This window comes from Mycobacterium sp. SMC-18 (assembly GCF_045310895.1).
Classification (GTDB): domain Bacteria; phylum Actinomycetota; class Actinomycetes; order Mycobacteriales; family Mycobacteriaceae; genus Mycobacterium.
Genome location: NZ_JBJIAL010000023.1, coordinates 50,538 through 76,079, shown reverse-complemented (window position 1 = coordinate 76,079; position 25,542 = coordinate 50,538). Strand labels below are relative to the sequence as shown.

General features: G+C 66.9%; 25 protein-coding genes. 3 read left to right on the top strand and 22 right to left on the bottom strand.

Going from position 1 to position 25,542, the window contains the following annotated elements; translation table 11 throughout:
- Positions 1–26: 26 nt before the first annotated feature.
- The 9 genes from ACJH6J_RS19750 to yajC all read right to left on the bottom strand — a co-directional run bounded on the left by ACJH6J_RS19750 (position 27) and on the right by yajC (position 11,021).
- Entirely contained in the window at positions 27–821 is a 795-nt protein-coding gene (locus ACJH6J_RS19750; RefSeq protein ID WP_406804422.1) for a hypothetical protein, read from the bottom strand.
- A 62-nt stretch (positions 822–883) separates the two neighbouring features.
- Positions 884–2,011, bottom strand: coding sequence for a Vmc-like lipoprotein signal peptide domain-containing protein (locus tag ACJH6J_RS19745; protein ID WP_406804421.1), 1,128 nt, complete (start codon positions 2,009–2,011; stop codon positions 884–886).
- 50 nt (positions 2,012–2,061) lie between these two features.
- A complete protein-coding gene (locus tag ACJH6J_RS19740) occupies positions 2,062–2,814 on the bottom strand; it encodes a hypothetical protein (RefSeq protein WP_406804420.1) in 753 nt (250 codons plus the stop codon).
- Between the two features lie 121 nt (positions 2,815–2,935).
- Entirely contained in the window at positions 2,936–5,278 is a 2,343-nt protein-coding gene (locus ACJH6J_RS19735) for a bifunctional (p)ppGpp synthetase/guanosine-3',5'-bis(diphosphate) 3'-pyrophosphohydrolase (RefSeq protein ID WP_212811621.1), read from the bottom strand.
- 41 nt (positions 5,279–5,319) lie between these two features.
- On the bottom strand, positions 5,320–5,844 hold the full coding sequence (locus ACJH6J_RS19730; protein ID WP_318984456.1) for an adenine phosphoribosyltransferase: 525 nt from the start codon (positions 5,842–5,844) through the stop codon (positions 5,320–5,322).
- Positions 5,841–7,487, bottom strand: a complete 1,647-nt coding sequence (locus ACJH6J_RS19725) for an ABC transporter substrate-binding protein (RefSeq protein ID WP_318984455.1) — start codon at positions 7,485–7,487, stop codon at positions 5,841–5,843. The genes ACJH6J_RS19730 and ACJH6J_RS19725 overlap by 4 nt, the downstream gene beginning before the upstream one ends.
- A 6-nt stretch (positions 7,488–7,493) precedes the next feature.
- Entirely contained in the window at positions 7,494–8,744 is a 1,251-nt protein-coding gene (gene secF, locus ACJH6J_RS19720) for a protein translocase subunit SecF (protein ID WP_212811624.1), read from the bottom strand.
- A 7-nt stretch (positions 8,745–8,751) separates the two neighbouring features.
- Complete coding sequence (gene secD / locus ACJH6J_RS19715; RefSeq protein ID WP_212811625.1) at positions 8,752–10,629, bottom strand: protein translocase subunit SecD; 1,878 nt, start codon at positions 10,627–10,629, stop codon at positions 8,752–8,754.
- Between the two features lie 65 nt (positions 10,630–10,694).
- Positions 10,695–11,021, bottom strand: a complete 327-nt coding sequence (gene yajC, locus ACJH6J_RS19710; RefSeq protein WP_212811626.1) for a preprotein translocase subunit YajC — start codon at positions 11,019–11,021, stop codon at positions 10,695–10,697.
- Positions 11,022–11,294: 273 nt separating this feature from the next.
- Between yajC and ACJH6J_RS19705 the strand changes: the two genes are divergently transcribed.
- The gene (locus ACJH6J_RS19705; protein WP_318984454.1) at positions 11,295–12,359 is read left to right on the top strand and encodes a GGDEF domain-containing protein; all 1,065 of its coding nucleotides are present in this window, start codon (positions 11,295–11,297) and stop codon (positions 12,357–12,359) included.
- Positions 12,360–12,363: 4 nt separating this feature from the next.
- Here ACJH6J_RS19705 and ACJH6J_RS19700 read toward each other — a convergent pair whose 3' ends face one another.
- The 11 genes from ACJH6J_RS19700 to ACJH6J_RS19650 all read right to left on the bottom strand — a co-directional run bounded on the left by ACJH6J_RS19700 (position 12,364) and on the right by ACJH6J_RS19650 (position 21,773).
- Positions 12,364–13,113: a transglycosylase SLT domain-containing protein gene (locus ACJH6J_RS19700; RefSeq protein ID WP_318984619.1), complete on the bottom strand. Its 750-nt coding sequence runs from the start codon at positions 13,111–13,113 to the stop codon at positions 12,364–12,366.
- Between the two features lie 32 nt (positions 13,114–13,145).
- Positions 13,146–13,532, bottom strand: coding sequence for a DUF1304 domain-containing protein (locus ACJH6J_RS19695; RefSeq protein ID WP_318984453.1), 387 nt, complete (start codon positions 13,530–13,532; stop codon positions 13,146–13,148).
- A gap of 5 nt (positions 13,533–13,537) precedes the next feature.
- Entirely contained in the window at positions 13,538–14,596 is a 1,059-nt protein-coding gene (ruvB, locus tag ACJH6J_RS19690) for a Holliday junction branch migration DNA helicase RuvB (protein ID WP_212811629.1), read from the bottom strand.
- On the bottom strand, positions 14,593–15,180 hold the full coding sequence (gene ruvA / locus ACJH6J_RS19685; protein ID WP_318984452.1) for a Holliday junction branch migration protein RuvA: 588 nt from the start codon (positions 15,178–15,180) through the stop codon (positions 14,593–14,595). Before ruvA ends, ruvB begins: the two co-directional genes overlap by 4 nt.
- Positions 15,177–15,734, bottom strand: a complete 558-nt coding sequence (gene ruvC / locus ACJH6J_RS19680) for a crossover junction endodeoxyribonuclease RuvC (protein WP_212811631.1) — start codon at positions 15,732–15,734, stop codon at positions 15,177–15,179. Before ruvC ends, ruvA begins: the two co-directional genes overlap by 4 nt.
- 77 nt (positions 15,735–15,811) lie before the next feature.
- Positions 15,812–16,129, bottom strand: a complete 318-nt coding sequence (locus ACJH6J_RS19675; protein WP_318984451.1) for a hypothetical protein — start codon at positions 16,127–16,129, stop codon at positions 15,812–15,814.
- A gap of 69 nt (positions 16,130–16,198) precedes the next feature.
- Positions 16,199–16,645 (bottom strand): hypothetical protein, encoded by a 447-nt coding sequence (locus ACJH6J_RS19670; RefSeq protein WP_318984450.1) that lies wholly within the window; start codon positions 16,643–16,645, stop codon positions 16,199–16,201.
- 21 nt (positions 16,646–16,666) lie between these two features.
- Positions 16,667–17,086 (bottom strand): MarR family winged helix-turn-helix transcriptional regulator, encoded by a 420-nt coding sequence (locus ACJH6J_RS19665; RefSeq protein WP_318984449.1) that lies wholly within the window; start codon positions 17,084–17,086, stop codon positions 16,667–16,669.
- Between the two features lie 25 nt (positions 17,087–17,111).
- The gene (locus ACJH6J_RS19660; protein WP_212811635.1) at positions 17,112–17,867 is read right to left on the bottom strand and encodes a YebC/PmpR family DNA-binding transcriptional regulator; all 756 of its coding nucleotides are present in this window, start codon (positions 17,865–17,867) and stop codon (positions 17,112–17,114) included.
- 103 nt (positions 17,868–17,970) lie between these two features.
- Positions 17,971–19,701, bottom strand: coding sequence for a hypothetical protein (locus tag ACJH6J_RS19655; protein ID WP_406804419.1), 1,731 nt, complete (start codon positions 19,699–19,701; stop codon positions 17,971–17,973).
- A 170-nt stretch (positions 19,702–19,871) separates the two neighbouring features.
- A complete protein-coding gene (locus tag ACJH6J_RS19650) occupies positions 19,872–21,773 on the bottom strand; it encodes a glycosyltransferase family 39 protein (RefSeq protein WP_244872946.1) in 1,902 nt (633 codons plus the stop codon).
- A 172-nt stretch (positions 21,774–21,945) separates the two neighbouring features.
- Here ACJH6J_RS19650 and ACJH6J_RS19645 point away from each other — a divergent pair, with 172 nt between their 5' ends.
- Positions 21,946–23,154 (top strand): lipase family alpha/beta hydrolase, encoded by a 1,209-nt coding sequence (locus tag ACJH6J_RS19645; RefSeq protein ID WP_406804418.1) that lies wholly within the window; start codon positions 21,946–21,948, stop codon positions 23,152–23,154.
- A 200-nt stretch (positions 23,155–23,354) separates the two neighbouring features.
- A complete protein-coding gene (locus ACJH6J_RS19640; RefSeq protein ID WP_406804417.1) occupies positions 23,355–24,095 on the top strand; it encodes a hypothetical protein in 741 nt (246 codons plus the stop codon).
- A gap of 15 nt (positions 24,096–24,110) precedes the next feature.
- On the opposite strand, the gene pdxT is transcribed toward ACJH6J_RS19640, so the two are convergent.
- Together pdxT and tesB are read right to left on the bottom strand one after the other, a co-directional pair.
- Positions 24,111–24,698 (bottom strand): pyridoxal 5'-phosphate synthase glutaminase subunit PdxT, encoded by a 588-nt coding sequence (pdxT, locus tag ACJH6J_RS19635; protein ID WP_406804416.1) that lies wholly within the window; start codon positions 24,696–24,698, stop codon positions 24,111–24,113.
- The gene (gene tesB, locus ACJH6J_RS19630; protein ID WP_406804415.1) at positions 24,695–25,540 is read right to left on the bottom strand and encodes an acyl-CoA thioesterase II; all 846 of its coding nucleotides are present in this window, start codon (positions 25,538–25,540) and stop codon (positions 24,695–24,697) included. Before tesB ends, pdxT begins: the two co-directional genes overlap by 4 nt.
- Between the last annotated feature and the right edge of the window lie 2 nt (positions 25,541–25,542).

Genomic DNA, 25,542 nt, shown 5'->3' with positions numbered 1-25,542 from the left:
CACACCCAGCCAACCAGACACCCCAATCACAGGCCGACAGCAGCTGACCGTTCTACACCCTCAATCATGAAGAGCCCCTTTGGACCTTCATTCGGCTGTCCAAGTGGAGTGGTCGCTGTTCCACCGGCACCGCCCTGCCCACCACCGACCGCTGGCGCACCTGCTGGCGGAGGGTTACCGGGGCTACCTGGCACGTTGGGCGACGGCGGTGGAACCGGCGGAGGCATCTTGCCATCTGCTCCAGGCGTACCAGCCGGAACACCTAACTCCTGAGCCAAGCCCGTAGCGCACTTGGCCACCGCGGCGGTGTTTTCGGCGAGACCCACCGTTTTCATCGTCTCGATCATCTTGGTGAACAACGCCGCTGCGTTGAAGAACGCTTCGGCAGCAGCGTAGTTACGCGATTCATTCGCCGCGTGCGCGGCCGCGAGCATGTTTGTGGACGCTTGCTCGAAATTCAGGCACGCCTGCTGGATAAGCTCGGCAGTTCTATTTACTTCGTTTTTAGTCTGCACTACCGCAGATTCGGCGCGGAATACCTTTCTTGCAGCGTCATAGGCGGCTTTACAAGCGTCCCCATACGAACCGAGGACACCGGTGGCTGCAGCTTGCGCAAGCCGACCAGCCTCTCCCTCCCAGTCGGATAGCTGCATCCGCTGGTGAGCATGGTGCGGAATCAACTCGCCATCAAGGCGGTCACCCAAAGCCATGAGTCTCACACCAATATCATTAAGCGCATTCTCGTCAACGTCCGGGAATGCAGGGGGGACGACGGTGGCCTCGCCATACTTACCGCCCTGATAGCGCTCAATCGGTGCCATCGCGAATCACCATTCGATCAACCGGACCGTTTGAAGCCTCGACTTGCAACTTCGCGAAAATCCTATCCGGAAATTGCATCACAAGCCGCCAAAACAATTCCAGGTACCGCCTGCCCCGCAAGGTAGATGTTCGAATCACTCGGCTGATACGTGGCCAATGCCTCGACATATGTCCGTCTGTACTGGACTCCTAAAAGGATGAAATCCTGAACCATCGGATTGGAACTCTGAAGCGCGAGCTTATCTAGCGAGTTGGCAGTCGAGCTCATTACTGCCATCACCAGGGTAGTAAGGGACTGCTGTTCTGGCGACCAGTTGCTCACCGGAATCTTCGGGTCGGTATTGACCCATTTTTTAAAGTCAGGATTCTGCAATAATTGGTCAATCGTGGGCCCCAAATCGTGACATATCGGCTCTGGGGATTCAAATATTCGTTTCGGATTCGACATGTCACCGATAGGTGCAATGGAGGCCGGCGGGTTCGGGTTCGGAACCAATGATGCACGTGCGGCCGCCGCTCCGGACGATATTGCGCTACAGACATATCCGATAACATTCGTCGCACCGGAAGCCACTTGCGCTAAATTGTCATCGACAGGCCGATATGTTGATGGATTTGAAATACTGTCGGAATATGCACGCGCGTATACAATGAATTGACCATACAATTCACGCATTACACGGTGAGTGGTCATCTTGGCCAACGGCGCCGCTTGGTCGGCGGCCTTACGCATCACTTTCCCGATCGCGTCGTACTGCGCTCGCATCTCGGGTGTCCACGCAGACGAAGGCAGTGATTGATCTCGATCCGCCCAACCGTTGCGCGCGGCACCCGCAAGTGTTGCTTGAATCGGCCCCCACGGCGCACACGACGGGTCCTCGGTGATGATCCCGACCGGGCCTTTGTCATTGGCGCTCGCGACATCCGACGGCGCTGCCGAAGTCTCAGTGCCACCGCCCTTACCGTCACCGCTGTTCTTCGTGCACGACACTGCAACGACGGCCGTCACCGCGATCACCGCAACCAACGAAACCGCTCCGATGGCCCACTTGGCGGCGCCGCCCTTCTTCGGCGGAACCGGAGCCGGCCACGGCTGCTGCGGGCCCCACTGCCCACCCGGTCCCGGCTGGCCCGGCCAACCACCCGGCTGCTGCGGCGGGGGCGCACCCCACGTCGGCGGTTGCGTCACAGATCGCCCTCCCTCAGAAACTCACAACGCAAAACAGTCAAGACCGAAAATTACACATCGACCGCAGGATTTGCGGCGTGGCGCCCCGGCCGCGGCGCAGGCGTGGAAGGCGGCACCGGCGCGGCCGGGCCGCTGCTGGGCCCGGCAGCCGCGTGCTTCTTGTCGGCCTCGCGGTCCTGCTTTTCCTCACGCTTCTCGTCCCGCTTCTCCTCGCGGGCCTTCTCGTCGCCAGGCTTGCGATCCTCCGGCTTGAGCTGTTGACCAGCGGCACCACCGACTCCCCCGGCACCAGCGTCTCCCGGCTTGCCGCCGTCCTTACCGGCCTGGCCAGCCAACTGCTGGACCTGCTGCCCGATCTGCTGTGCCGCCTGCATCGCGGTCTGCGGAACCGAGCCGAGTGCCTGCATGGCCTGCGCGGGCGCCTGGAAGGCCTGCATCGCCATGCCCATCATCTGACCGAACTGACCGATTCCACCATCGGCACCGCCCCCGGCCTTGCCAGCAGCGGACGCGGGATTGAGGCTCTCACCGGCCTTCTGGATCGTCTGTCCCCCCGCTTCGTCCCCGGTTTGATAGGCACTTCGAGCCGACGAGACCTTGCCCGCGAAAGCGTGATCTTCCGCCTGTGCGGCCGCAACCTTTGCATTCGCGCCGTCGACTAGCCCTGGGATATACGACGAAAGCATCAGGCTGACCGGGTCAGCGCCCGCGGGGATATTCGCACTCTCGGCAGGATTCACCGTGCCCGCCGACCACGACATGGTCTCCAGGTCGATCTTCAACTCACCGCTCAACGCGTCCACCCCCACATCTGGACAGTCCCGCATCTGAGATTACCCGCACCACCAACCCCAGTCCTGCACCAATCTTGCGCAGCGCTGGGTACGAGTTTGCTCAAGTCACGAGCGACAGCGGAAAAGCGCGCTAGGCGGCCGAAGTCACGCGGTAGACGTCGTACACGCCTTCGACGTTGCGCACCACGTTCAGCACGTGTCCCAGGTGCTTCGGATCGCCCATTTCAAAAGTGAAGCGGCTGATCGCAACTCGATCGTTGGACGTGGTGACCGACGCCGAAAGGATGTTGACCTTCTCGTCGGCCAGCACCCGGGTGACGTCGGACAGCAGACGGTGCCGGTCCAGCGCCTCGACCTGAATGGCCACCAGGAACACGGACGACGGCGACGGCGCCCACTTCACGTCGATGATGCGCTCGGCCTGCTGCTGCAGCGACGCGGCGTTGGTGCAGTCGGTCCGGTGCACGCTGACGCCACCGCCGCGGGTCACGAACCCCATGATGTTGTCGCCGGGCACCGGCGTGCAGCACTTGGCGAGCTTGCAGAGCACCCCGGGTGCACCCGGAACCGCTACGCCCACATCGTCATTCGTGCGGCGCCGCACCGGCATGGTGGCCGGCGTCGACCGTTCGGCGATCTCGTCGGCCGCGTCGTCGTCACCACCGAGCGTGGCCACCAACCGCTGCACGACGTGCCGGGCCGAGACATGTCCCTCACCGACGGCGGTGTACAACGCCGAGACGTCCGCGTAGCGAAGTTCGCGCGCGAGCGCGGCCATCAGTTCGGCGTTCATCAACCGCTGCAACGGCATTCCGCCGCGGCGCACCTCGCGGGCGATGGCGTCCTTGCCGGTCTCCAGCGCCTCTTCACGCCGCTCTTTGGCGAACCACTGCCGAATCTTGGCCTTGGCCCGCGGCGACACCACGAACGTCTGCCAGTCACGCGACGGGCCGGCGTTCTGGGCCTTGGAGGTGAAAACCTCGACCACTTCACCGTTTTCGAGCTTGCGCTCCAGCGCCACCAGGCGGCCGTTGACGCGGGCGCCGATACAGCGGTGCCCGACCTCGGTGTGCACCGCGTACGCGAAGTCGACGGGTGTGGAACCGGCCGGCAGCGTGATCACGTCACCCTTGGGCGTGAACACGAAGATCTCCTGCACGGCAAGGTCGTAACGCAGCGACTCGAGGAACTCGCCCGGGTCGGCCGCCTCACGCTGCCAGTCGAGCAGCTGGCGCATCCATGCCATGTCGTCGATCTCGGTGGCGTGTCCGCCCGCGGGTAACCCGTTGCGGCCCTTGGCTTCCTTGTACCGCCAGTGTGCGGCGATGCCGTACTCGGCGGTGCGGTGCATGTCGATGGTGCGGATCTGCACCTCCAGTGGCTTGCCCTCCGGGCCGACGACCGTCGTGTGCAACGACTGGTAGACACCGAAGCGCGGCTGCGCGATGTAGTCCTTGAACCGCCCGGCCATCGGCTGCCACAGCGAGTGCACGACGCCGACCGCGGCGTAACAGTCGCGGATCTCGTCGCAGAGAATGCGGACACCGACCAGGTCGTGGATGTCGTCGAAGTCGCGGCCCTTGACGATCATCTTCTGGTAGATGGACCAGTAGTGCTTCGGCCGGCCTTCAACGGTCGCGTTGATCTTCATGGCCTGCAGCGAATTGGCGATCTCGGCACGCACCTTGGCCAGGTAGGTGTCACGCGACGGCGCCCGGTCGGCGACCAGCCGCACGATCTCCTCGTACCGCTTGGGGTGCAGGATCGCGAAGGACAGGTCCTCAAGCTCCCACTTGACGGTCGCCATACCGAGCCGATGGGCAAGCGGCGCAATCACTTCGAGCGTCTCGCGCGCCTTGCGGGCCTGCTTCTCCGGCGGCAGGAACCGCATGGTGCGCATGTTGTGCAGCCGGTCGGCGACCTTGATCACCAGCACGCGGGGATCGCGCGCCATGGCGATGATCATCTTGCGGATGGTCTCGGCCTCTGCCGCCGAGCCCAGCACCACTTTGTCCAGCTTGGTGACGCCGTCGACCAGATGACCGACCTCGGTGCCGAACTCGGCGGTGAGCGCCTCGAGCGTGTAGCCGGTGTCCTCGACGGTGTCGTGCAGCAGCGCGGCGACGAGCGTCGTGGTGTCCATGCCGAGCTCGGCCAGGATGTTGGCGACAGCCAGCGGATGGGTGATGTACGGATCACCGGACTTGCGCAACTGCGGCGCGTGCCGCTCCTCGGCAATCTCGTAAGCGCGCTGCAGGATCGCCAGATCGGCCTTGGGGTAGTACTCGCGGTGCACCGCGACGAGCGGCTCGAGGACGGGATTGACCAGGCTGCGCTGGGCGGTCATACGGCGGGCGAGCCGGGCACGGACACGGCGGGACGCGCTGACGGTGCCCTTGGCCGCTTCCAGTGACGCCGCCTGCGGCGGCTCGGGCGGCGCCGACTGGACCTGCGTCACCTTGTCGTCAGCCAACGCCGCACACCTCCTACACCTGGTTTGTCGAGGATAGCCCCTCAGACGACGTACAGGCTCGTGACCGGCAGCGGTTCCAGCACAGCGCGTCCACCGAGGCCGTTCAGTTCGAGTACGACCGCGGCCGCGGTCACCGTCGCACCTGCCGCCTGCAGCAGCCGGACCGTCGCAGCAACCGTTCCGCCGGTGGCGAGCACGTCGTCTATCACGACAACGCGCCGGCCGGTCAGATCGATCCCATCGGCGGGAATCTCCAGCGTGGCGGTGCCGTACTCCAGCGCGTAGGACTGGCTGTGCACCGGCGGCGGCAACTTCCCGCCCTTGCGGACCGCGAGAACTCCGGTACCCAACCGGGTCGCGACGGCGGCACCCAGCAGGAACCCGCGTGCATCGATACCGGCAACCAGATCCACACCGTCGGCGGCCTCAGCCAGTGCGGCCGTCACCGCGGCAAGCCCGCGGCCGTCGGCGAGCAACGGCGTCAGATCCTTGAACTGGATGCCCGGCTCCGGAAAGTCCGGCACCTCACGGACCAGCTCGGTGAAGAGTGCGTTGAGATCGGTCACTTGCTCCCCCAGCGGTCCATGTTCCAGCCGGCGCCCCACCGCGTGGGGTTGGCGCGCACGAGCGTCAGGTCTTTCGCCACCAGCAGGGTCCGCTGCTGGCGGTACAGCGGCAGCGTCGGCAGGTCGCCCCACAGCACCCCGGCTCCCTCACCGAGCAGGCGCGCCTGTTCCTTGGGGTCGGTGGTCACGGCCAGGGCGGCGATGACGCCGTCGACGCGTTCGTTGGCGTAACCCGACAGGTCGTTGCCGTTGCCGCTGTGCAGGGCGTACGAATCCACCACCGACGAACCGCTGGAACCACTGCCCGCGGCTCCCCCGCCACCGGACAGGAGCACGTCGATGTCGTTGGCGCGCAAGCTTTGTGCACCGACCGCCGGCGACGCGACCTCCTGCACGGTGATGCCCGCGGCGGCGCACGACTTGGTGATCGCGGCGACCACCGAGGCCAGCCGGGCATCCGGCCCGCGATACCCCATCCGCACGGTCAGGGGCTGGCCGCCCGCCGCGGCGCGCGCCCCATCCACGTCGGCGGCGGCGAACTGCCCACTGGCGTCGACGTTTTCGGCCACCGCGAGGGAATCATCCGACGCCGTATTCAGCCGGGCATTGCTGACGTAGACGCCGACCGCGGCGGCGATCGCGTCCCGCGGCGTACACAGCGCGACGGCGCGGCGCGCGGCCGGATCGGCCAGCACACCCTGGGCCGCGAAGATCAGCTGCTGAATGTCATCGGACGCGCTGTCCCTGCGCACGTAGCTCGACGGCACATCGTCCTTGCCGACCACGCCGGCGGCGATGTCGACGACCTCGGCCTTGCCGGACTTGATCCGGCTCGCGATGTCGGCGCCCCGCGGCGCCACCGTGATCTTGCCGATCACCGGCTTGGCGCCCCACCATTTGTCGTTGGCCGCCAACGTGATCGAGCCGTCCTTGGCCACCGACGCGAGCTTGTAGGGGCCGGCCGAGGGGAACTTCTTGAGGTCCGTGTCGGGCTTCAGATCCCAGGTGGTGTTCCAGGCGTCGGCGATCTTGTCGATGGTCGGCGCGTCACCGCTCTGCAGCGCCTTCGTCACGCCGCCGTCGCCGAGACCGAGCGCGTCGTCCAGGACGTGCGCCGGCAGCATCGACGTCGCCGCGAACAGCTGGCCGTAGTCGGTGATGTCGCGGTCGCGGACGAACGTCACCCTGGCGCGCTTCTGCCCCGGGGTGCAGTCGACGACCGCGATGTCGCTGTAGCCGGCGCGGCTGGCCGCGTCGAACGCCGGGAACTGCCCCGACTGCGCCGCCCAGGCCAGCACCATGTCGTCACACGTGACCGGCTTGCCGTCGGAGTAGACGGCGCTGTCGTTGATCTTGTAGTCGAGCGTCAGTGGCGCCCGGCCCATCACCGAAACGGTGCCGAAGTCACGATCGGCGACCACCTGCCCGTCGGGCCCGCGATAGTTGAACCCCGTCTGTACCCGCGAAAATGCTTGCGGCGCACCGGAAGCCGCGCCGACGACCGACGCGGTGTTGTAGGTGGGCAGCGCGCCGTCGACGATGTAGTCGACGGCGTCAGCCGAACTGTCACAACCGGACAGGCCGAAACCGGCCACCAACATCACCGCACCGGCCAAGGCGGTTCGGCGGAACCGGGCGGGCATCGAGGGCTAGCCCCGGGTGCGCTTACCCGACGGCTTACCGGTGGGCCGCAACGGCTTGGCCCCCGGCGCCGGCTTTTCCGGTGCGTTCACCGCACCGACGGTGACCTCGTCGCCACCGGTGACGCCGCGCTCGATCGACGACTTGCGGCGGTTGAGCACCCGGCGGGTGTGGTTCTTCACCAGGTCGGTGCGCTCGCGCATCGACACCAGCAGCGGGGTGGCGAAGAAGATCGACGAGTAGGTACCGACGATGACACCGACCAGCTGGACCAGCGCCAGGTCCTTGAGCGTGCCCACGCCCAGCAGCCACACCGCGACCACCATCAGCGAGATGATCGGCAGCGCCGAGATGAGGCTGGTGTTGATGGACCGCATGAAGGTCTGGTTGACCGCCAGGTTGGCCTGCTCGGCGAACGTCCGGCGGGTGGTGTGCTCGAAGCCGTGGGTGTTCTCCTCGACCTTGTCGAACACGATCACGGTGTCGTAGAGCGAGAAGCCGAGGATGGTCAACAGACCGATCACGGTGGCCGGCGTGACCTCGAACCCGACGAGCGAGTACACACCCGCCGTGCTGAGCAGGTCGAAGGCCAGCGAGGCCAGCGCTGCCAGCGCCATGTAGCGCTCGTAGCGGATGGTGATGTAGATCGAGACGATGACGATGAACACCACCAGCGCGATCAGCGCCTTCTTGGTGATCTGATCACCCCAGGTCGACGACACCGCCGAATCGCTGATGACGGCCTTGGACGCCTTGCCGTCCTCGCCCTTCGGCTGGAATGCGTCGAAGAGGGCGTTGCGCACCTTCTCGGTGTCCGCCGTCGACAGGGTCTCCGTGCGGATTTGCAGGGTGGCCGAGTCGCCGTTGCCGACGCGCACCACCGACTCGGGGGCATGGCCGAGCGTCTTGTTGAAGACGTCCTCGACAGCCTGCGGAGTGGCAGTGGTGGACACACCCGCCACCGGCATCGCGATCTTGGTTCCGCCCTCGAAATCGATACCGAAGTTGAAACCGCGGATCAGGATGCTGGCGATCATGACCAGCATGATCACGCCGCTGATCGCGTACCACATACGACGCTTGCCGATGACCTCGAATGCACCGGTACCGGTGTAGAGGCGGACGAAGAATCCGTGCTGCGGCAGGCTGCCGCCCGGCTCGGTGGCGGTGGTTTCCTCGATCTCGGTGGCCGAATCCTCTTCGGCCGCAGCCGATTCGGTCAGCTCCAGGTCGGTGTCGTCAGTTGAGTGCTTCGACATGTCGGTGTTACCCCTGTCCCGTCAGGCTGGCCGCTCGCCGCTCGCGCGCAATCTGCTGCACGGCGCCGAGACCGTTGTACGCAGGCTTGGCCATCCGCGCCGACTTCGACGCCAGGAAGACCAGCGGCCACGTCACCAGGAACACCACCACGATGTCGAGGATCGTGGTCAGGCCCAGGGTGAACGCGAAGCCCTTCACCTGTCCGACAGCCAGGATGTACAGCACCAGGGCAGCCAGGAAGGTGACCGCGTTACCCGAGACGATGGTCTTGCGGGCGCGTGCCCAACCACGTGGCACGGCCGAGCGGAAACTGCGTCCCTCTCGGATCTCGTCCTTGATGCGTTCGAAGAACACCACGAACGAGTCGGCGGTCGTACCGATACCGATGATCAGACCCGCGATACCCGCCAGGTCCAGCGTGTAGTTGATGTACCGGCCCAGGAGCACCAGGATCGCGAACACCATGGCGCCCGACGCGACCAGCGACAGCGCGGTGAGCAGGCCGAGGACCCGGTAGTAGGCCAGCGAGTAGAGCAGCACCAGACCGAGACCGATCAGACCGGCCCACAAGCCGGCGCGCAGCGACGTCAGGCCCAGCGTGGCCGACACCGTCTCCGCCTCCGACGACTCGAACGACAGCGGCAGCGAGCCGTACTTCAGCACGTTGGCCAGGTCTTTCGCCGTCGAGGCGTTGAAGTGGCCGGTGATCTGCGTGCGGCCGCCCGGGATCGCCTCCTGGATGGCCGGCGCGCTGACGACCTGGGAGTCGAGCACGAACGCGGTCTGGGTGCCGATGTTCTTGGCAGTGAAGTCGGCCCACACCTCGGCGGCCTTCTCCTTGAACGTGACGTCGACGACGTACTCGCCCTGCTGCTGGTTCAGACCGGACGACGCGTCCTTGATCTCGTCACCGCTGATGATCGACTTGTCCAGCAGGTAGACCTCTTTGTGGTCCTTGGAGCAGGTCACCAGCGGCAGGTTCGGGTCGTCGTTGCCGGCCAGCACGTCCTGCTGGTCGCAGCGGGTGGCCTGGAACTGCAGAGCCAGCAGCTGGATCTGCGGCTGCGTGCTCTGACGCAGGGCCTTCTCGTCGGCGATGCGCTGGGCCAGTTCGGCCTTGGGGCCGTGCGCTCCCGGCGCGGGCGCGGGGGCACCCGGTGCGGGGACGCCCGGTGCGCCCGGGGCCGGAGCGGCGGGGGCACCCGGTTCAGGTGCACCCGGAGCGGCAGGTGCCGGCGGGGCAGGCGTGGCCGAGGTGTCCGACGGCGCCGGGGTCGGCTCCTCCGGGAAGGGCCGCGGCTGCGGGGCCGGGGCGGGTGCCGGCTCGGTCGAGGCCGGGTGCGCGGGCATGCCCGGCGTCGGCGGGACGACCGGGGCCTCCGGCTCGGCGGGCGCGATCAGCGGCGGCATACCGGGCATGCCGGGCAGACCACCGGGCCCGCCGGGGATGCCACCGGGAGCCGGAGCAGCCGGCGCGGCGGGCTTCGCGGGCTGCGCGCCCTGCGCCGGGATGACGTGCACGACGGGCCGGATGTACAGCCGCGCGGTCTGGCCCAGGTTGCGGGCCTCGCTGCCGTCCTGGCCGGGCACCGTGATGATCAGGTTCGAACCGTCGATCACAACCTCGGAACCCGAGACACCGAGGCCGTTCACACGGGCGCCGATGATCTCCTGGGCCTGGATCAGCGCCTCGCGGGTCGGCGTCGAGCCGTCAGGGGTACGTGCAGTCAGGGTGACCCGGGTACCGCCCTGCAGGTCGATGCCCAGCTTGGGCTTGGCCTGCTTGTCGCCGGTGAGAAACACCAGAAGGTAGGCGCCGATCAGCAGCGCCAGGAACAACGACAAATAGCGGTATGGGTGCACCGGCGCCGAAGACGATGCCACGGTTCTAGGGTCTCCTTGAGATCGGTACGTCAGCCCCGCAAAGGGTACGTGTTGGAGCGGGAATGTCAGCCTTCGGTCTTCGGCGCGCCCTCTTCGACGGCAGCCGAGGTCACGTCCTCAGCGGCGGCCTCGGTCTCGGGCTCGATGCGGTCGCGCACGGCGAGCTTCATCCAGGTGGTGACGACGCCGGGAGCGATCTCCAGATCCACGTTGTCGTCGTCGATCCGGGCGATGGTGCCTTGCAGACCGGACGTGGTGTGCACGCGGTCGCCCACCTTCAGCGAGTTGTGCAGGTCGATCGTGGCCTGCATCTGCTTCCGCTGCCGCCGCGACGCGAAGAACATGAAGGCACCCATGACCAGGAGCAGCGGCAGGAAGACGACCAAATCCATGACAGCGAAAATCTTTCGTTCTGTTGAGTCTGTGAACAGGCAAGCGGGCCGGACCAGCCGTACGCCGTGCCGCGGTAGAGACCAGTGTGCCATCAAGGGCGTCAACGCCGACCACCACACCGCGTGCGATTCCACGACCCATCAAGCGGGACATCGCACTAGCAATTATTTTCGCGAAAGTAAGATGGGAATTTCGTGCGGATAAGCCTCTACGCCGTGCAATCCAGTTAACAATGCGCTAGCTTTTCCCGGGTGTGAGGGAGGTTCGGGACGTTGGCCTGGCAGCGAATTCGGCAATGGTGGCACCGGCCCGACCACTATGAATGGCTGTCCGCGTACATCGAGAACCGTGGCCTGCAGCCCTACACCCGCATCATCGTCGGACTGATCGTCCTCAGTGGCGGCGCGGTCGGCCTCGCGACGATCTGGAGTCCGTCCGGCCCGGCGACCGTCTTCTCCGTCGCGGTGCCGGTCGTCGCCGGTGTCGTCGCCATCGGGTGCTCGATCGTGTGGCTGACGCGCTGGCCGCGCCGGCGCCAGTCCACCGTGATCGTGATCCTGCTGCAGTTCTGTATCGCCGGCGTGTGTCTGGTGCAGCGCGACCCCAAGGCGGCGGCTCTGGGCGGCTTTGTGTTCGCGCTGCTCGCCGCGTACGTGGCGTCCTTCCACACGTCCAAATACCTGGCGTCGGTGGCCGTGACCGCCATCCTGACCGCCGCGACCTGCGGGGTCCGACTGGCGGAGCAAGGCGATCCGCAGCTGGCTGCCGCAGTGTTCGTCGGGCTCGTCGCCAACACGCTGCTGCTCCCGCTCGCCGTGCATGTGCTGGTGATGCTGCTGGGCGACGACTCCGCCGTGGCCCACCTGGACCCACTGACGCAATTGCCCAATCGCCGCGGTTTCGAACAGGCCATCCGCCCGCTGCTCGCCGGTCCCCACGCCGAATCCGAGATCAGCGTCATCCTCCTGGACCTGGACGACTTCAAACGCATCAACGACACGCTCGGGCACGCCGTCGGCGACCGGGTTCTGATGGACGTCGCCGGGGCCATCATGAACGCCCTGCCCAAAGGTGCGGTCGCGGCTCGGATCGGCGGCGAGGAGTTCGTCATCGCCATCCGTGGCAATCAGGCCACTGCCCTGCGCTTCACCGAGCGGCTACGCCGGAGCATCGCCACGAAGCCGTGGTACATGACGGCGAGCTTCGGGATCGCCCACGCGCCGGCCGGCAGCCGGCCGGTCATGGACCAGCTCCTGGCGTCGGCCGACCACGCCATGTATGTCGCCAAACGCGCCGGCGGCGATCAGGTGAGCACGCACCTGCTGTCACATCACTGACGGCTCAGGCCGAATAGCCGACCGGCAGCAACACGTCGCCCGATGTGGTCCGGAAGTAGACCTGCCATTGGTAGTAGCCCGCGAACGCGGCGGGATCGGCAGCCAGCACTGCCGCATAGTCGTTGACGGCACGGACATACGCGCCGGAATGGTTGTAGTGGTGCAGGGCGCCGTCATGGTCGGTGGCGAAACCGTTGGCCGCCAGATAGCGGCCCGCCGCGAGAATCGAATCGCGCGGCGAACGGATGTCACCGGAGCCGTACGCGGCGAACGTCGACGGCAGGAACTGCATGGGCCCCTGTGCCCCGGCCGTGCTGTCGCCGTTGATCCGGCCGAACCGCGACTCGATCAGGTTGATCGCCGCCAGGTACGTCCAGTCGACCCCGGATGCCGCCTGCGCCTCGCGGTAGTAGCCGAGCAGTTCGTCGGCGGGCGCCGGCGGCTGGATGGTCCACGGCGGGAGGTTGTCGCGCGGAGGTGTCATCCCGGCCAGCTGCCGGCCGGCGTCGACGTTGCGGCCGTACGCCGCGGCCAGTGCCGGCGGGATGCGCGGCGCGATGACCGCATCCCACTCCGGATGCCTGGCGATCTCGCGATAGGCGACCTGCTGCCGGTGCGCAGCGTCGATCAACGCGGGCTCCGGCGTCGCCGGATCCCGCACGGCCTGCTCGTCGGCGACGAGCGTGTCGGCCAGCTGCACCGGGTCGGGAGGCGGATCCGCGGCGGACGTGCCGCCACCGGTGAAGGCCAACACGACGGCGGCAGCGACGGTCGCGCAGCGACGAATCACCCCAGCGATCCGATCAACAACGCGACGATGCCGAGCACCGGGAAGATGCCCTGCGTGATGGCGGCCCGCGCTTTCTCCGGGGACGACAGCAACAGCACCAGCGCTGCGGCGGCCATCGACCCGATGCCGGCGAAGATCAGCGCCAGCCCGACCGCGTTACATCCCAAGATGATCGCCGCGATACCGACGGCGGTGACGATCGCCAGGAACAGGTTGTAGAACCCCTGGTTGAACGCCAGCTCCTTGGTGTCCACCGCCTGTTGCTCGGTGAGCCCGAAGGTGGCTCGGGTCCGCGGCGAAGTCCAGGTGAGCGACTCCATCACGAAGATGTACACGTGCAGCAGCGCGGCGAGGCCGGCAACGATCAACCCTGCGGTCAGCATGGGTCCTATTCAAACAGCCCGGCCTGTCCAAGTCCGTTTATCGGCGGTTGCAGGCCCAGGTGCGTCCACGCCTGCGGCGTCGCCACGCGCCCCCGCGGCGTCCGGGCGATCATCCCGGCCCGCACCAGGAACGGCTCGCACACCTCCTCGACGGTGGTGGCCTCCTCCCCGACCGCGACCGCCAGCGTCGAGACCCCGACCGGGCCGCCCCCGAAACTCTTTGTCAGCGCGGTCAATACGGCCCGGTCCAGCCGGTCCAGGCCGAGCTCGTCGACGTCATAGACGGCGAGTGCGGCCTTGGCCACGTCGCGGGTGATGACGCCGTCGGCACGGACCTCGGCATAGTCCCGGACCCGGCGCAGCAGCCGGTTCGCGATACGGGGCGTGCCGCGGGACCGCCGAGCCACTTCGGCACCGGCTTCGGCACCGAGTTCGATGCCGAGGATGCCGGCCGACCGGGCGAGCACCCGCTCCAGCTCGGGCGGTTCGTAGAAGTCCATGTGTGCCGTGAACCCGAACCGGTCACGCAACGGGCCGGTCAGTGCGCCCGACCTTGTCGTCGCCCCGACCAGGGTGAACGGCGCGACCTCCAGCGGAATCGACGTCGCGCCGGGTCCCTTACCGACCACCACGTCGACCCGGAAGTCCTCCATGGCGAGGTACAGCATCTCTTCGGCGGGCCGGGCGATGCGATGGATTTCGTCGATGAACAAAACGTCGCCCTCGACCAGGTTGCTGAGCATGGCGGCCAGGTCGCCGGCGCGCTCCAGCGCAGGCCCGGAGGTGACACGCAGCGACGACCCCAGCTCGGCGGCGATGATCATGGCCAGCGACGTCTTGCCCAGACCGGGCGGGCCGGACAGCAGGATGTGGTCGGGGGTACCGCCGCGGTTCTTGGCGCCTTCGAGCACCAGCTGCAGCTGCTCGCGGACCCGGGGCTGGCCGATGAACTCGCGTAGCGATTTGGGCCGCAGGCTGGCGTCGACGTCGCCCTCGCCGACAGTGAGTGCGGGCGAGACGTCCCGCTCGTCGGGCTCGGTGCCCTCGTCCTCGAACCGGCTCACTTCTTACCCAGCATCGACAGGGCCGACCGCAGCGCGGTGGCGGTGTTGGCGTCCGGATCGTTGGCCAGCACCTTGTCGGTGGCCTCTTCGGCCTGCTTGGCCGGAAAGCCAAGTCCGACAAGGGCTTCCACGACGGGACCGCGAATGGAGTGGCCACCGGCGACGCCCGCTCCGGCACCCGTCGTCGCACCGATCTTGTCGCGCAGTTCCAGGACCATGCGTTCGGCGCCGCGCTTGCCGATGCCCGGCACCCGGGTGAGAGCGGTGACGTCGCCGTCGGCCAGCGCCTGCCGCAGGGTCGGGGCGTCGTAGACCGCGAGGGTCGCCAGCGCGATCTTGGGGCCGACGCCCGAGACGCCGAGCAGCGTGTTGAACAGGTCGCGGGCGTCGGAGTCGGCGAAGCCGTACAGGGTCTGCGAATCCTCGCGCACGATCATGGCGGTGATCAGCCGTGACTCGGTGCCGCGGCGCAGCGTGGACAGCGTCGCGGGGGTGGCCATGATCTTGTAGCCGACACCGGCGGCCTCGATCACCGCGTGATCGAGCGCGATGTCGATGACCTCGCCACGGACCGATGCGATCATGCGCGCGCCGCCTTCACCTTCGCTGCGTACTGCTTCTTGAACTCCGCGGCCTTGGCCTCCGCCGCGGCCATCCGGGCGATCATGGGCGCCCGCCAGCAGTGGCAGATGGCCAGCGCGAGCGCGTCAGCCGCGTCGGCCGGAGTCGGTTTCTGTTGCAGCCCAAGAATTTTGGTGACCATGGTGGTGACCTGAGCCTTGTCCGCACGACCGTTTCCGGTGACCGCGGCCTTCACCTCACTGGGCGTGTGGAAGTACACGTCGATGCCCCGGCGCGCCGCCGCCAGCGCGATGACGCCGCCGGCCTGTGCAGTGCCCATGGCGGTGTTGGCGTTCTGGTTGGCGAAGACCCGCTCGATGGCGATGACGTCGGGACGATGCGTGTCCATCCAGTGCTCGACGGTGTCGCTGATGGTCAGCAGCCGCCGCTGCAGTTCGACGTCGGACGGGGTGCGCACCACGTCGACATCGAGCGCGGTCACCTTGCGCCCCGTGCCTCCCTCGATCATCGAGAGACCACAGCGCGTCAGACCAGGGTCGACGCCCATCACCCGCACGCCCACTCCTCACTAGGTCCCGAACAGCTGTTCGATAGCTTAGCGGGCGGTGGCGACAGGTTGCGCCAGGGACACGCTCAGATCTGGAAGTACCCCGACCGCGCGCCCTGCCGAATCTCCTGGGTCAGTTCGGCGATGCGCGCTTCCGACGCTCCCCACCAGCGGACAAGTTCACGGTGCGTCTCGGCGCCACCGTGTTCCACGATGATCTTCCAGCGCACCCCGAACAGCTTGGCCAGCAGCCAGAACGGCCACAGGATCAACAGCGGAAGAGCCAGCACCACGCCCACCCAATCCAGGAACGCGATGTCGACGATGTCGAACACATCCCAGAACGGCCACCAGCGCCGGCGCACGCGCCACTCCACCCCGTCCGGATCCGTCACCGCTGCCATCGGGACATCTTGCAGTGCGGCTGCGGGTTTCCGCTGCGCGACACCGATGTGACACGCCGGGTCGGATGCTCACACGTACCTGGAGCCCGGGTGCACGACCATCAGCACCACGACGATCACCCACAGCAGGTTGAACATGCCGGTCACCATGCCGAGGGTGCGCAACTGCCGCCCATCGTCGGGCGCGGCGAGCGCCGCCCGCTGACGCGGGGCGATCTGGAACGCGAGCAGTCCGCCGGCGATGGCCGTGAGCACCATGGCCACGATGATCCAGACCTCGGTCGAGCGCCCCTGGACACCGGCGAGGGCGAGGCCGACGACGGGCACAACGAGCGCCAGCACCCCGTAGACGCGTGTGATGCGGTGCAGCGCACGGGCGACGCCGTCGTTGCGTTCCGCGTTCGCCGACGGTCCGCCGGCCGGCGCGTAGCGGGGAAACAGGCTGGTGGCCACGGCGATCGGCCCGACGAAGAGGATGCCCGCGACGACGTGGACGGACAGCAACAACGCTTGCATAACCTTCAGTCTAACTGAAGGTTATGGCGAAGCGGACATGACTCGTCTCATGTACTCGCGTAATGCGTCGGTCAGTTCAGGGTTCTGTGCCGCGAACTCGGTGTCCAGACGGGCCACGACGTCAGCCGCGCGGTTCAGCAACGACTCCCCCGCGGCCGTCACGCGCAACGTAGAAGCAGCACCGGCGTGCGCCGTGCTGTCGTCGACGAGTCCCGCCTCGACGAACGCCGCGACCGCCGCGTGCGCACTCTGCACGGTGATGCGCGAACGCCGGGCGAGTTCACTGAACGAGATGCCGGCGCTGCCCCGGATGTGCCCGAGCAGTCCGTACTTGCGCGTCGTCAGCCCGAGGGGCTTGAGAGCGTCGGCGAATGCGGCGTCCCACACCCGACTGACGGTCAGCAGCGTGACAGTCGGGCTGAACGGAGGCGGCTCGGACATGCTCGGCAGGCTACCGCCGGAGCGGCTACTCCTCGTCGAGCTGCGCGGCGACGTCGTCCGGGATCTCGACGTTGGTGTAGACGTTCTGGACGTCGTCGCTGTCCTCGAGGGCGTCGACGAGCTTGAACACCTTGCGGGCGCCCTCGAGATCGACCTCGACGGACACCGACGACTGGAAGCCGGACTCGGCCGAGTCGTAGTCGATGCCCGCGTCCTGCAGGGCGGTACGCACCGCGACCAGGTCGGTGGGCTCGCAGATGACCTCGAACGAGTCACCGAGGTCGTTGACCTCTTCGGCACCGGCATCGAGGACGGCCATCAGCACGTCGTCCTCGGTCTGGCCGTTCTTCTCGAGCGTGATGATGCCCTTGCGGGAGAACAGGTAGGCGACCGAACCCGGGTCGGCCATGTTGCCGCCGTTGCGGGTCATCGCGACGCGGACCTCACCGGCGGCGCGGTTGCGGTTGTCGGTCAGACACTCGATGAGCACCGCGACACCGTTAGGGCCGTAGCCCTCGTACATGATCGTCTGCCAGTCGGCGCCGCCGGCTTCCTCGCCGCCGCCGCGCTTGCGGGCCCGCTCGATGTTGTCGTTGGGGACCGAGCTCTTCTTGGCCTTCTGGATGGCGTCGTACAGGGTCGGGTTACCGGCCGGGTCGCCGCCGCCGACGCGGGCCGCGACCTCGATGTTCTTGATCAGCTTGGCGAACATCTTGCCGCGCTTGGCGTCGATGACGGCCTTCTTGTGCTTGGTTGTCGCCCACTTGGAATGGCCGCTCATGCGTGTACGCCCTCTTTCTGATCAAACGTCAGCTGATCAGTTTACGTGGACCGGTCACGCGGTCTGCGCAGACGGGACAGCAGCACCGCTTTCATCCGCGGGATCAGTTGCCGTCGAAGCACACGACCCGTTTTGCAACCGACTTGACCAGCGATTTACACGGGAACGCCGTCCCCGGTCCCATGAACACCGTCAGCTTGCCGTCACCGGCCTTCTGCAGAATCACCGTGCCAGGCTCGAGCTGCACGCCGTCGTGCCTGATCTTGGCGACATACCACCCTGATCCCGCCGCATCGATGTCCGTGACGTGAAAGAGCGGCCGGCCGTTCTTGAAGATTCCGGCGGCCTCGGAGCGCTTCAGCGCCTGAATGACGTCGTCGTCCGACGGTCCACTGAACGCCGACACCGCGATCGACAGACCCGCGATCACCGCAATCCCGACAGCCGCCGCCAGCAGCGCCCTGCCGGTCGTCATCGCGGGCTGTGTCGTCGCACCGCCGGCCAGTGCCCGATTCCAGTCTGCGTTCAGTTCGCGGTCGTAGCCCTCCTGCCGGATCCGAACGTCGGTATAGATCAGCGCCTGCAGGATGCGGAAGAACCCGATCATCACGCCGAGCACGCCCGCGAACAGCAGGAGGTCGACCCCTGCCAGCACCGGACTGTCGAACAGGTCCGTCAGGATCTGTTCGCCCAACAGCGTGAAGAAACCCCACAGCACCACCACCATGCACACGCTCCACAGCACGTGGATGCCGAGGATGCGCCCGAACGCGGGTTTCAGCAGTTGCACGGATCGTTGGAGCGCTGCGCCGACGCCACGACCTTCGACCACTACGGCGATGGGCGCCAGGCTGAGGAGCAGACCCAGACCGAAGTAGATCGGAAACATCACCAGGAACGCCAACACCAAGCCGCCCGGTCCCGCGAGGGCGATCATCACCTTCGGGCTACTCGTCAAAGCCAGATAGAACACGAGCTGAGGAAGAAACAGAATCGCGTAGAAGACCAACGTGAGTCGGCAGACCGCGAACATGCGCTGCCGAGCTCGACGGAGCACGTCGCGCGACTGGATCGGTAGGCCGCGCACAGCCCGGTCGGTAGCGATGACCGTCAGCGAGATCAGCAGCGCATCTGTCGGCAGGGCGATCGCTGCGACGACGATGAAGTAGACGAGCCAGACCACCAACATCCCGGTCATCAGGCTGTCGATATGGGCGAGGCCACTCGCGCCGACAGACATGGTTGCCTTCACCACGACGGTGCCGATCGTCGCAGCAGACGCGTAGACGAACAGCACGAAACCGACCAGGATCGCCACCGGTATACCCAGCAATGCCGGCCAGTACCGGAGCATGATCTTCGCGGTACCGCTGAAGATCTCGGGAATCGCCATGGCTCGCAACGGAATAAGTGGCATCGGAGGCGCCGTCGGCGTCGGCCTGGCCGGAACCGTCGAGGCCGTGCGTCGCTGACGCAGGTAGACCCCGCCGAGGCCGCACGCCACCGCCAGCAGGACCCAGCTCAGACTCGACGAGACGAACAGCGCCACCAGAAGAAGGACCGCCGCCGTTATCCACAGGAAGTGCCACGGCTTGAGTGCCAGACCCACGCCGGGCGCAGTTCCGGCTACCCCTGGAGCGACCCGGGGTTGATAGAAGCCGGCCCGGGGATCAATTTGCGGAGGTGCGGGCGGCACACCGAACTGCGTGAATCCGGCGGGATACGGCGGGCGCGAAGCCGCCGGTCCATGGTGCGGCACAGCCTGACCATGGAATTGGTCGTACGGCCCGGCAGCGCTGTTCGACTCATTGTGTCCAGCATCCGAATTCGGCATGGCCGCTCCTTCTACCGAGAGGAATCCGCTGGATTACAGCACAGCACGAATCACGCATTCCATCGGCCGAACGGACGACATGGACGTCGAGACGGCCGCATTTCTGCCCCCGACGTCTTGTTAGCTCCGATCACCGCGATGTGCCTCGACGCGACCGAGCCTGGCAAAGTCTAGTTCTTGACCGGCCGCGTCAGGTCGTAGACGGTGTCCGACCCGACCTTCATCGGCGCGAAGTTGGCGCCCACCCAGTCGGCGATGTCGCTGTGCGCATCGGCGCCCCAGTGCCCCTTGTTGTCGGAGACGATGTAGTACGCGACCTCGTGGGCCGCCACGTAGGACTGGAACTGCTGCAGCGTCGGCGCCGGGTCGGACCCGCCGAAGCCACCGATCGCGATGACGGGCGTGCGGGTGTCGAGCTCCAGACCGGCGGCCGGCGACGACCGGTCGATCGCCGCGGACCACTTGGTGCTCGTGGCCTTGAGCAGCGCGTTCAGTTGGGGGTTCTCGTCACGCTGACCCCAGCCGCCGTGCTTGTCGTCCTTGTCCGCGGGGCCGACGGAAGGCCCGCCGCCGAGGTGCGGCTGGCCGAAGGTCGCGAGCGAGTAGGCCACCGACCCGCCGACAGCGCCGAACATCGCCAACGCCACCGCGGCTGCCGCCACCCGCTCACGCCCAGGCCACACGAATACGACCGTGCCGACGATGGCGGCAGCCAGGATCACCCAGCGCAGTGCGGGCAGCCAGTCGGCGTTGCGGCCGAGGATCACGAAGCCCCACACCCCGCTGGCCAAAAGCACTGCGGCCCAGCCGATCCGGTGGAACCGGGAGTCCCGGCGGCGCCAGAACTCGATGACGAAGACGGCGAACATCGCCGCCATGGCCGGCGCCAGCGCGAGGCAGTAGTACGGGTGCACGTTGGTCTTCATGAAGCTCAGCACCAGGCCGACACTGACGAGCCAGCCGCCGAACAGGAGGGCGCCGGCCCGGACCCGATCGGTGCGCGGTGCGCGACCGCGCGAGATCAGTACGAGCACGGTGGCCAGCAGCGCGGCCGGCACCAGCCAGCCGATCTCGAAACCGAATTCACCGGTGAACAGCCGCGGCAGGCCCTGCGTCTGATCACCCATGCCGAAGCCATGGTGCCCGGCGGTCTTGATCGTCTCGCCGGCGGCGTGTCCGGCGTGTTCCCCGGTGAGGGTGTGCACGGTCGACGGCTTGTCGGGGTCGCTCTTGCCCATGTGGTTCTTGCCGAGCACGCGGCCAAAGCCGTTGTAGCCCAACACCAGATTCATGAAGCTGTTGTCGGTCGAGCCGGCCATGTAGGGCCGGGACGACGCCGGCCACAGGATCGTCAGCACCACGAACCAGCCGGCGGAGACCAGCATGGCCGCGAGTGCACCGAGCAGGTGCCACAGGCGGGCGCGTAGCGCGACGGGCGCGGCGACGAGGTACGCCAGACCGAGCGCCGGCATGACCATCAGACCCTCGAGCATCTTGGCCAGGAACGCGAAACCCAGTGCGACACCGGCCAGGGCCATCCACTTGGCGCCACCGCGGCGAGCCGCGCCGTGTGCACCGTTGTCGAGCGCACGGACCGTGAAGTACGCGGCCAGTGTCATCAGCAGCACCATGGCCGCGTCGGGGTTGTTGAAGCGGAACATCATGGCGGACACCGGGGTCAGCGCGAGCACCGCACCGGCGAGCAGCCCGGCCGCCGGACCACTGATCCGTCGTACCGCGGCGTAGAGCAGCCAGACCGAGCCGACGGCCATCAATGCCTCGGGGATCAACATGCTCGCGCTGCTGAAGCCGAAAATCTGGCCGGACAGCGCCATCACCCACTGTGACAACGGCGGCTTGTCGACGGTGATGACGTTGTTCGGGTCGATGGAGCCGAACAACAGCGCCTCCCAGTTCCGGGAGCCGGCCCACACGGCGGCGGCATAGAACTGGTTGCCCATGCCGTTGACCGTGATGTTCCACAGGTAGCCGACGGCCGTCACGATCAGCAGCAGGGCCAGCGCCGCGCGCTCGCGCGTCTTGGTGGGTGCCGTGATCTCCGGCTCGGCCATCGGGGCGTCCAGGACGGCGGATGTCGTAGTCACCCGACCATTAAGGCAGCCCCAGCTATGGCCCAGCTGTGAAGCGGGCGAGCCGCCGCTATGACGTGCGGACGCGATGAAACTGCTCACAATCAGCGGATTCACAGAAGACCGTCCCGGTGAACAGTCGTACACTCAACCTATGGACGACCCTCTCGCCAGCGAAGCCGCCGCCCTCACCGAGCTCGGCCTCAACGAGCTGGGCACTGCCGTCGACGGCATCCACAAGGTCCAGCGCGCCATCTCCGAGCGGGTCTTCCGGCTGGTGGGCCTCGGTGTCGGTCCCGCCGCCAAGCCCGTGAAGGTCGTCTACGACGCCATCACCGACGGCGTCTACTCCACCATCAGCCATGTGGCCACCACGGCCGCGCCCATCGCCGGCAAAGCCGTGCACGACCAGACCGCAGGCAAGCTGTCCGATCAGGCCGGTGGCGCGCGCGTCCTCGCCTTGCTGCAGGGATTGATCGGCGACAAGCTCCACGAGCAGGGTTCCGTGCTGGCGACGACGATGTCGGTGCGGGTCGACGGCCGGCCGGTCACCCTCGACACCGACAGCCTGCGCGCCGCCTACCCGGCCGCCACGGGTGACGTCGTGGTGTTCCTCCACGGCCTGATCGAGACCGAGGCCTTCTGGGCCCTCGGGAAGCGGCCGACGTACGCCCAGCGGCTCGCGGCCGACATCGGCATCACCGGCGTCGAGATCCGCTACAACACCGGCCTGCACATCTCCGACAACGGCATGCTGCTGTCCGAACTGCTGGACCAGCTGGTGGCCGCCTGGCCGGTGCCGGTCACGTCGATCTCGCTGGTCGGCCATTCGATGGGCGGGTTGGTCGTCCGGTCGGCGTGCGCGGTGCCCGGCGCGTCATGGGTGGACCGGGTACGCACCGTCGTCACGCTGGGCACCCCGCACACCGGCGCACCGCTGGAGAAGGTCGTGCACTACGGGTCGGCGGCACTCAGCGCACTGCCCGAAACCCGCCCGTTCGGCAGCCTGCTGCGCCGGCGCAGCACCGGGATCAGAGACTTGCGCTTCGGCTCACTCGACGAACGTGACTGGCGCGACTGCGAACCGGACGCCCTGCGAGCGCAGCAGCCACCGATCGACGTGCCCCTGCTCGAAGGGGTGTCGTACTACTGCGTGACCGCGACCATCGCCCGTACGCCGGCCAACCCGATCGGCTGGGTACTCGGCGACGGACTCGTGCAGGTGCGCAGCGCGCAAGGCCGAAGCCGCAAGCGCGACATGGGGTTCGACCGCGAAAATCGCCTGCACCTGCCGGAGGCGCACCACTTCACGCTGCTGAACGACGAGCGGATCTACGAGCGCCTGCGCGTCTGGTTGGCATAGTTAGCTACCGTCGTTGCGATCGCACTCGGCGATGTCGGCCGAACGGATGAACTTCACGGACTGACCACTCACTGGCAAATCAATCTGCACCACATAAAGCTGCATTACGTGCTATCACTATCCCGTTCAGTTAACTGTGCGCGAGCACTGAGGGGTAAGCGAGCCAGCACATGCGTGATCGGGTTATCGAAATTGCCAGGGTGACAGTGGCAGCGGGACTGATGTTGCCCGTACTGATGCAGACCGCCGTGGCCCACGCCGACCCGGTCGCCACCGTGAAGGCGCGGACCCAGCGGATGAGCGACGCCAATCTCAGTTCGCACCAAGAAGGTTGGTACAACGTCGGCGACAAGTTGACTCTTGTCTGCTCGAAGCGCGGACAGAACGTCAAGGGCTTCTTCAGTTTCAACATCCCCGGCGGATGGGACAATCTCTGGTACCAGACCTCGGACGGCCACTTCGTGGCCGACGTGGACATCGAAACCGGAACACTCAACGACGTGACGGGCGTCTGCGGCGACAGCCGCCAAGCGGCCCCCGCGGCTGCCCAACCCACCAGCGGGATCGCCGCCTTCGTCGCGAACACCAACGGACAGCAGATCGGCGACGGCCAGTGCGTGACGCTGATCAAGCGGTACCTCAGCGATGTCTACGGCATCGCCGCAGGCTCGTGGGGCAACGCGATCGACTACCGCAGCGGCGGCAGGGGCGGCAACGAACTCCAGTCCCGCGGGTTCACCTGGAGCAACGGCAGAGACTTCAGCGATGGCGACATCCTTGTGTGGCAACAGGATCCGCGGTTTGCCTATCTGCCGCAAGGGCACATTGCCACCTGGTACAACGGCAGGATCTACGACCAAAACTATGCCGGACGGCTGACCGCCGGTTCTGACCCGTTCTCCGGATACGGGTACCTCGGACGGTGGCGCAAGACGTCGTAGTCGCGCGCGACCGCGCTACCGGCCGAGGGACTCGACGAAGAGCTTGTGGATGCGCCGGTCGCCGGTGACCTCGGGATGGAACGACGTCGCGAGCATGCGGCCCTGACGGACGGCGACGGGATGTCCGGCCGCGCGGGCCAGCACCTCGACGTCGGGTCCGACGCGCTCGACCCAGGGCGCCCGGATGAACACCGCGTGGACGGGATCGTCGAGGCCGACGAAGTCGAGGTCGTCTTCGAACGAGTCGACCTGACGACCGAAGGCGTTGCGCCGCACCGTCATATCGATCCCGCGTAGCGGCAGGGCCTCACGGCCCGGCACGCCCGCGTCGTTGATCTCGGTGGCGAGCAGGATCATGCCGGCGCACGATCCGTAGCACGGCATCCCCGCGGCCAGCCGCTCGCGCAGCGGCTCCAGCAGCTCCAGCTCGCGCAGCAGGTGACTCATCGCGGTGGACTCCCCGCCCGGGATCACCAGGGCGTCAACGGTATTCAGCTCCGTAAGGCGCCGGACCGTGGACACCTCGGCGCCCGCCTCGCGCAGGGCGGCCAGATGCTCTCGGGTGTCCCCCTGCAAGGCCAGGACACCGACGTGCGGGCTCACTCCGCCGGTGGGACGAAGCCGCGGTTGTAGCGGGTCAGTCCCTCCTGCATCACAGCGGCCACCATCTCGCCGTACTGGTTGAAAATCTTGCCCTGCGTCAGCGCCCGGCCGCCGGTCGCCGACGGTGACGACTGGTCGTACAGCAGCCATTCGTCAGCCCGGAAGGGCCGCATGAACCACATGGCGTGGTCCAGCGAGGCGATGTTCATATGTTTGCGTACCTCAAGGTGATTCACCTGCGCCGAACCCAGCAGCGTCAGGTCGCTCATGTAGGCCAGGGCGCAGATGTGCAGGACGTGGTCGTCGGGCAGCGGGTCGCGGTGCCGGAACCAGACCTGCTGCTGCGACGCCTTGCCGGGCACCCGGGCCACCTGGTCGCGCGGCACGATGCGCACGTCCCACTCGGCGAACTGGGCGAACCCGGCGTCGTCGAACGCCCCGGCGGACCGGAAGCCCTTCGACAGGTCGGGCGGCGGCGGCACCGGCATGGCGTCCTGGTGCTCGATGCCGGACTGGTCGGTCTGGAACGACGCCGACATCGAGAAGATGTTCTCGCCGTGCTGGATGGCACTCACGCGGCGGGTGCAGAACGACCCACCGTCGCGAATGCGCTCCACCATGTACACCGTCGGTGCGCGGGCGTCACCGGGACGCAGGAAGTACCCGTGCAGCGAGTGCACCTGGTACTTCGGCTCCACGGTGCGCACCGCCGACACCAACGACTGACCGGCTACGTGGCCACCGAAAGTGCGCTGCAGAAAACCCGATTCCGGGCTGAAGACACTGCCGCGGTAGATGTTGACCTCGAGTTGTTCGAGGTCGAGTATCTGCTCGATTGCCACCT

Bases quoted from the DNA above. Each gene is read 5' to 3' on its own strand.
- ACJH6J_RS19750 (WP_406804422.1), bottom strand. From the start codon at position 821: ATGGCACCGATTGAGCGCTATCAGGGCGGTAAGTATGGCGAGGCCACC.
- ACJH6J_RS19725 (WP_318984455.1), bottom strand. From the start codon at position 7,487: ATGCCCGCCCGGTTCCGCCGAACCGCCTTGGCCGGTGCGGTGATGTTG.
- secF (WP_212811624.1), bottom strand. From the start codon at position 8,744: ATGTCGAAGCACTCAACTGACGACACCGACCTGGAGCTGACCGAATCG.
- yajC (WP_212811626.1), bottom strand. From the start codon at position 11,021: ATGGATTTGGTCGTCTTCCTGCCGCTGCTCCTGGTCATGGGTGCCTTC.
- ACJH6J_RS19695 (WP_318984453.1), bottom strand. From the start codon at position 13,532: ATGCTGACCGCAGGGTTGATCGTTGCCGGCCTCGCCGCGCTGCTGCAC.
- ruvA (WP_318984452.1), bottom strand. From the start codon at position 15,180: ATGATCGCATCGGTCCGTGGCGAGGTCATCGACATCGCGCTCGATCAC.
- ACJH6J_RS19675 (WP_318984451.1), bottom strand. From the start codon at position 16,129: ATGGCAGCGGTGACGGATCCGGACGGGGTGGAGTGGCGCGTGCGCCGG.
- ACJH6J_RS19670 (WP_318984450.1), bottom strand. From the start codon at position 16,645: ATGCAAGCGTTGTTGCTGTCCGTCCACGTCGTCGCGGGCATCCTCTTC.
- ACJH6J_RS19665 (WP_318984449.1), bottom strand. From the start codon at position 17,086: ATGTCCGAGCCGCCTCCGTTCAGCCCGACTGTCACGCTGCTGACCGTC.
- ACJH6J_RS19660 (WP_212811635.1), bottom strand. From the start codon at position 17,867: ATGAGCGGCCATTCCAAGTGGGCGACAACCAAGCACAAGAAGGCCGTC.
- ACJH6J_RS19655 (WP_406804419.1), bottom strand. From the start codon at position 19,701: ATGCCGAATTCGGATGCTGGACACAATGAGTCGAACAGCGCTGCCGGG.
- ACJH6J_RS19650 (WP_244872946.1), bottom strand. From the start codon at position 21,773: ATGGCCGAGCCGGAGATCACGGCACCCACCAAGACGCGCGAGCGCGCG.
- ACJH6J_RS19645 (WP_406804418.1), top strand. From the start codon at position 21,946: ATGGACGACCCTCTCGCCAGCGAAGCCGCCGCCCTCACCGAGCTCGGC.